At 34.1% G+C, this 6,432-nt stretch carries 7 protein-coding genes and 1 tRNA gene; 1 reads left to right on the top strand and 7 read right to left on the bottom strand.

The genetic code is table 11. The features are described 5' to 3' along the window. The 5 genes from ACZQCL_RS05210 to ACZQCL_RS05190 all read right to left on the bottom strand — a co-directional run. A partial coding sequence (locus ACZQCL_RS05210) for a DUF2201 family putative metallopeptidase (protein ID WP_482482055.1) occupies positions 1-710 on the bottom strand: 710 nt, incomplete at its 3' end. After that, the gene (locus tag ACZQCL_RS05205; RefSeq protein ID WP_337533608.1) at positions 710-1,615 is read right to left on the bottom strand and encodes a leucine-rich repeat protein; all 906 of its coding nucleotides are present in this window, start codon (positions 1,613-1,615) and stop codon (positions 710-712) included. The genes ACZQCL_RS05210 and ACZQCL_RS05205, both read right to left, overlap by 1 nt. Positions 1,616-1,677: 62 nt before the next feature. Then, positions 1,678-1,761: transfer RNA gene (locus tag ACZQCL_RS05200), tRNA-Leu, on the bottom strand. Positions 1,762-1,846: 85 nt separating this feature from the next. Continuing rightward, a complete protein-coding gene (locus tag ACZQCL_RS05195) occupies positions 1,847-2,095 on the bottom strand; it encodes a hypothetical protein (protein WP_118115047.1) in 249 nt (82 codons plus the stop codon). Between the two features lie 188 nt (positions 2,096-2,283). Then, positions 2,284-2,880 (bottom strand): L-threonylcarbamoyladenylate synthase, encoded by a 597-nt coding sequence (locus ACZQCL_RS05190; RefSeq protein ID WP_331865509.1) that lies wholly within the window; start codon positions 2,878-2,880, stop codon positions 2,284-2,286. A gap of 71 nt (positions 2,881-2,951) precedes the next feature. Here ACZQCL_RS05190 and mnmE point away from each other — a divergent pair, with 71 nt between their 5' ends. Next, entirely contained in the window at positions 2,952-4,280 is a 1,329-nt protein-coding gene (gene mnmE / locus ACZQCL_RS05185) for a tRNA uridine-5-carboxymethylaminomethyl(34) synthesis GTPase MnmE (RefSeq protein WP_227992280.1), read from the top strand. A gap of 13 nt (positions 4,281-4,293) precedes the next feature. Here the strand turns inward: mnmE and ACZQCL_RS05180 are convergent, their stop codons facing one another. Continuing rightward, complete coding sequence (locus tag ACZQCL_RS05180) at positions 4,294-5,367, bottom strand: M24 family metallopeptidase (RefSeq protein ID WP_337533613.1); 1,074 nt, start codon at positions 5,365-5,367, stop codon at positions 4,294-4,296. Between the two features lie 10 nt (positions 5,368-5,377). Further along, positions 5,378-6,432, bottom strand: a 1,055-nt coding sequence (locus ACZQCL_RS05175) for a sensor histidine kinase (protein WP_482482051.1), incomplete at its 5' end; no start/stop codon positions are given.

Raw genomic sequence — 6,432 nt, 5'->3', positions numbered from 1 at the left:
TTCACAATACTAAATCGTTTTAAAAACTGAGAAAACGAGTATTTCGATTTCTTTGCCTGTAAATTCGACACAAGAAAGGCATCCCCATTCTCATTATCTTTCCCTTTTTGTTTGTGATCAAACAATGTTTGTTTGGCAACACTCTGCCACTTTTTTTGAACAGAAGAAGATTGAGGAATTTTGTCATCTTGCTCTTTAGGCCATGAAGCATGATCATCTACCACAAATTCATAATATAAATCTTGAATATCGCCACGTGTACAAAGCCATTCATATACAGTTATACAGCTGATACCCGTCAAACTTTCAATTTCACGATATACATCTTTTCGAACATATGACAAGATTCGTGAAACACTCTTTTTATGCATCGAATCCAATGTATACTCCACGATAATATCGCAAGCTACATTCCAAATAAATTCAACACGATTTTTTTTAAGCCAAATATGGCTAAATAAACAATGCAGAACACTATGTAAAAAACTACGATTTAAAAACACTGCATTCTTCTGAAATAAATCAATAATCTTTAATGGATTATAGTAAAAATACACGCCATTTGTCGCACATACAGCTACACGCTCGTCTTCCTTCAACACCAGCGTATTTAAAGCAGTTAAAAAATGTGGCATATCCATATAGAGTTCGGATCGAACTAATTCTAAGATATGAATCGCCTTTTCTTTTTCCCATTCACTTTGTCGCATTAAAAATCCTCAAAAGAATATATCGATGATGATTTAAACATCTTATTCTTTAATTCCATTAATAGAGTACGAGTTTCTAAATCCTTTTCCATAAAAATCAATCGATCTAGATCGGATTGACCAAGACACTCTTTTTTTAACAATTTCTCTACCATAGCACATATATCTTTATATACATGTAAATAAGAAGTCAAATCATGTGCCCTTAAATAAGGAACGTATTGTTCAGATCCCATCATAAAGCGAAGAATCGCTACATGAAAGATACAAGATTCACTTTCTTCAGCACATAGCTTTTCAAAACAAGCATCATATCCATCAAAATCGATTTTCCCCTCTTTAAAACATTGACGCATACGAAAACCTTCCCCTTCAATATTCAGGGCAAAGATATGAGCAGGGCCCACTTCATCATAACCCCCGTTGTATTCTGGATAGAATATAGAACTATCTAAAAAGTGAACTTCTACATCCCATGTGATTTGCGTTAAGATTTGTTTCAAGAAAGTAATATCAAAAATTGAACAATCATAATAAATATGATTGAGTCTTAAACAATTCATAAACACATCACTGCCAATACACATTAAACTAGAAGGTACAAATACTTCTTTTAACTTTCGACAATTATAGAATGCATAATCGCCAAGTTTTTTTAAAGTTCTAGGAAGCTTAACACTTACAACATCACTACCACTACACTCATGATAATGAGATGGAATTTCACAACTTAAAACTGCTTTAGATAAATCGACTTCTTTTGATGAAAAACAATAATTACCAATTTCACGAACAATATATCCATCTATCACTTCAGGTATTTCAACAATCGGACTGGATGCATACACTCTTCTTATACAAATACTTTCATCATTTATTTTTTCATAATATACACAAATTTCCATACAAAAATTATAACATAAAACAAAAAAAGACAACTACCGAAGTAATTGTCTACATTTACAAGTGGTGCGGGTGAAGGGACTCGAACCCCCACGCCGAAGGCGCCAGATCCTAAGTCTGGTGCGTCTGCCAATTTCGCCACACCCGCATTTCCAACGTGCTCACATATAATACACTAACATAAAATAAAATGCAAGTGTTTTTTAAAAAAGAAGTTACATTTTTGTAACTTCTTAGTGTAATACAGTTGGCTTATGCATCATTTCAATCTCTTCTTGGATATAGGCTTCCACTTTTTCTAAAAGCTCATCTGTAACCTCAATGTCACCTATCATAAAAGGACCATCTCCCATTTCAGATTCCTTCACAAATTTAATTTGCGGAAGCTGCGGCATACGATGATTTCCAAGTTCCTTTTCGATTTTTTCCAATTGTTTAAGTATAGGCTCGGCAATTTGTCTAATCATTTCTTCTTCTGTCATACATAGTATTATAATCAACACCCCTCATTTTGACAAGTTTTAACATATGTTTAAATTTAAACCCAAAACATTGAATCTTGTCCAATTCAGAGTAACATACTAGATGAACTGCTAGAAGCATACTACTTCTAGATGTGTTCGTATGCACCCTGGCCTATGCCCTACAACATAGGTTCTGGGTGTTTTTTCTATAATACGGATTCTAGTTCTTCTAAAGAAATAGGTCCAGGTCTTAAGATTTGTAACTTTTCTTTTGTACAGTCAACAATCGTACTTGCCTGTAACGCTTTACACGTTCCAAGTACAATACCATCAATTTTTGGAAGCTGTTCATACACATCATCACTTGTAAGTGCTGTTTTTTCTCCAGACTGATTGGCACTTGTGACCAAGATTGGACAATTCAACTCATCAATCACATCTAATATAAATTTTTCATCTGGAATACGAATCGCAATTGTACTTAAGCCATTTGTGTATGCCGAATCTACACTGTCCTTTACATTCACAACGAGTGTCAATGCACCCGGTAAAAACTTAGCCGCAATCTTTTCAATTCTTTCATCCACTAACGCAACTTGCTTCATTTGTTCTACATTTGAAACCATCATTGGGATTGGTTTCGTTTCTGGACGATGTTTTGCGCGTTTTAATCGTTCTAAATCGTCTAAATTCCCATATTTTACTCCAACTCCATATACTGTATCTGTAGGAAGAGCAATAATTTTATGTTCATTAAATGCACACGCTACTTCGTGTACTTGATTTTTAGTATATTCTTTCATGTTTACACCTCTGTCTAAGACATTATACATCTTTTATGATAAAATACACTAAGAAAGAAAGGATGTTAACAATGTTTGAAAATACAATTGCAGCCATCTCCACTTCTTTGCAGGATGGTGCCATTTCCATCATTCGTTTAAGTGGTGACAAGGCTATTGAAATCACGCAAAAAATATTTGACCGTAATATCATGAATGCGAAAAGTCATACCATTCATTATGGTTTTATTATAGATACCGATAAAAATCCTGTTGATGAAGTTTTAATTTCTATCTTTAGAGCTCCAAAAACATATACACGCGAAGACATTGTCGAAATCAATTGTCATGGTGGTACTTTTATTACTCGTAAAATCTTATCGATGGTATTAAGTGCTGGAGCAGATCTGGCAAAACCGGGAGAATTTACGCAGCGTGCCTTCTATCATGGAAGAATTGATTTATCGCAAGCTGAAGCCGTTCAAGATATGATTGAAGCAAGTAATAATACCGCAGCTAGTATGGCTATTCATGGAATTAAAGGAAGTGTAAAAAAACTACTACAACCTTTGATTGATGATTTAATGGATATTATTGCGCAGATCGAAGTCAATATTGATTATCCTGAATATGAAGATGTCGAACAATTAACGACAAATGACTTATTACCTAAGACAAATGATTGGTTAGATAAAATCGATCATATTCTTGCTCGTGTACAGACGGGGCAAATGTTAAAAAAAGGTATTGATACAATCATTGTCGGTAAGCCAAATGTTGGTAAATCCAGCTTATTAAATGCACTTCTTGAAGAAGATAAAGCCATCGTTACAGATATTGCGGGGACCACAAGAGACTTGGTGGAGGGTCAAATTCATATTGGCAGTGTTCAATTGAATTTAATTGATACAGCTGGTATTCGTGAATCCAACGATAAGATTGAACAGATTGGTATTGAAAAAAGTCAAGAAAAATTAAAGGATGCCAAGTTGGTTCTTTTAGTCTTCGATGGTTCAAAAGAGTTGGATGAAGAAGATAAACAATTGTTAGAACTGACAAAAGATAAGATGCGTTTAATTATCTATAATAAGTTAGATAAAACTGAAGCTGATAAGGATGGCATTTGGATTTCGGCTGCCAATAAAGAGATCCAACCTTTGATTGATGCCTTGGAAAACTTGTATCATGAAGATTTATTAAAGGAAGATCCACTACTTTCAAATGAGCGTCAAATTGGTTTATTGAATCAAGCCAAAGAAGATATGTTAAGGGCGAAAGAAGCCATGGATATGATGGTAGAACCTGATTTAATTGAGATTGACATTCAGGCTGCTCATGATCATTTAAAAGAAATCTTAGGTGAAGTTCATAGAGAAGACTTGTTGGATACATTATTTTCTAAATTTTGTTTAGGTAAATAGTAAAATGCGATGATTAACCAATCATCGCATATTTTTTATCTACTTTATTTAATACAACACAACCATCTTCAGTAACTAAAACCAAATCTTCGACACGAACACCCATCTTTCCTGGCAAATAGATACCTGGTTCAATTGAGAAAATCATACCTGGTTTTACAGTTTCTGTATTGGTTGAACTTACATCCCCAAATTCATGATCCGTTTGACCAATGAAATGTCCTAGGCGATGTGTAAAGTATTCGCCATAACCAAAGCTAGAAATATAATTACGAGCCGTTAAATCAATATCGCATAGACGAATGCCTGGACGAATGATTTCTTCCGCTTTTTCATTGGCTACACGTACAATATCATGAATCTTTTTATATTCGTCACTTGCTTCTTTACAGAAATAAGTACGTGTCATATCGGAACAATAACGATCTTTTCTTCCACCAATATCGATCACAATACTGTCTCCTGCTTTTAACACGGAATCATCTGGCATATGATGAGGATCAGCACCATTAGCTCCAAACGAACAGATTGGTGAGAATGAAACATTTTGACATCCTAGCAATTTATATTGTTCAAGAATAAAAGCTTCTACTTGTTTTTCTGTCATGCCTTCTTTGATAAAATCTCTTGTACGTTCCATCACAACATCATTAATCTGTGAGTTTTCAATCATACATTCAATTTCTTTTTCATCCTTAATAGCACGAGTATCATCTACATATTTTGATCCAAGAACCACTTTTAGTCCTTCGCACTTTTCCATTAAAGGAATCAAGAAACGTGCTGTCCAATCTTTATCAACACCTAGCGTTTCACTTGAATCAATAACACCGGCTAAAAGTGAAGTGGAATCATCTGTATCGCTATACCAAATTTCTTCACAATCCTTTTGTTCAACAGTAAATAATGTATTTAAAAATAATACTTTTCTTCCTTCATCATTCAAGTATAGCGCAAACAATCTTTCTCCTGGCCCTACATCAACACCTGTTAAATAATAGATGCTGCATGGTTCACTAACTAAGATTTGTTTAAGCCCATCTGCCTTCATTCTCGCAATCACTTGATCGACTCTTTTTTGAAACATAATTATCCTCCTAGAAATTCAAAGTAAATTCTGTACCTTGTTTCTCATCACTTGTCACACTTAATTTAATTTTATGGCTTTGCGTAATTTGACTTGCGATAGATAAACCTAAACCCGCTCCCCCTTGATACTTTCTTGACTTATCAACACGATAGAAGCGCTCAAATACATGTTTTAAATCTTCTGGCGGAATATAGCTATCTGTATTACGAATTGTTATGACGGCTTTATTTTGTACCTTACATAATTTAAAATAAATCTTTCCACCCGCAGGTGTATATTTGATCGCATTGTCCAAGAAAATTAATATCAATTGTTTTAACTGTGACTCATTACCATGTACCTCTATATTTTCTTCCACTTCATCGATTAAATCAATACCTTTTTCAAACGCAATGGATTCAAACGGTAAAACACAATGAAAACATATATCACTAAGCGAACAATTCTGCATAGAAATTTCAATTCGATTCGCATCATTCTTGGCAAGAAACAACATATCCTCTACAAGTTTTCGCATGCGGTTCGCTTCGCTTTGAATCGATTCTATCCATTGTTTTTGTGAAGAAATAGTTTCTGTCGAATGATTGATTAATACATCACTATCCGCTAAAATAACCGTTAATGGCGTTTTTAATTCATGACTGGCATCGGCCACAAATTGTTTCTGTTTATCCCATGCCTGTTCGACTGGTTTTAGTGCCCATTTACTTAAAATACAACTTAGTATAAAGAATACCAGTAATACACTCGATCCAATTTGAATAGATATAATCAACATTCTTTGAAAAGAAGACTGCATATGAGATACATCCACAAAGGCTACGGCATATCCTGAAGGAATGATTGTGTTTTCATCCACTTGATAGTTGGTAATTTTTTCTTTTTTATACGCAAACCCTAGTTTTTTCAAAATTCCAATATCGTCTTTATTTTTTACACTCTCAATTAAGCTTTGCGCATCTTCTGCATAAATATTCCATACTGTACGACTTGTGATCATATATTCATAATTTGAATCCGTATAAATCACGAAGGAATTCCCATTAAAATTTCGACTGTTTC

The organism is Holdemanella sp., from assembly GCF_056804935.1.
The sequence above is the reverse complement of the archived record's forward strand: the minus strand, read 5'-3'. Positions and strand labels throughout refer to the sequence as shown.

Coding starts and splice junctions, on each gene's coding strand:
- ACZQCL_RS05195 (WP_118115047.1), bottom strand. CDS start 2,095: ATGACAGAAGAAGAAATGATTAGACAAATTGCCGAGCCTATACTTAAA.
- ACZQCL_RS05205 (WP_337533608.1), bottom strand. CDS start 1,615: ATGGAAATTTGTGTATATTATGAAAAAATAAATGATGAAAGTATTTGT.
- ACZQCL_RS05180 (WP_337533613.1), bottom strand. CDS start 5,367: ATGTTTCAAAAAAGAGTCGATCAAGTGATTGCGAGAATGAAGGCAGAT.
- mnmE (WP_227992280.1), top strand. CDS start 2,952: ATGTTTGAAAATACAATTGCAGCCATCTCCACTTCTTTGCAGGATGGT.
- ACZQCL_RS05190 (WP_331865509.1), bottom strand. CDS start 2,880: ATGAAAGAATATACTAAAAATCAAGTACACGAAGTAGCGTGTGCATTT.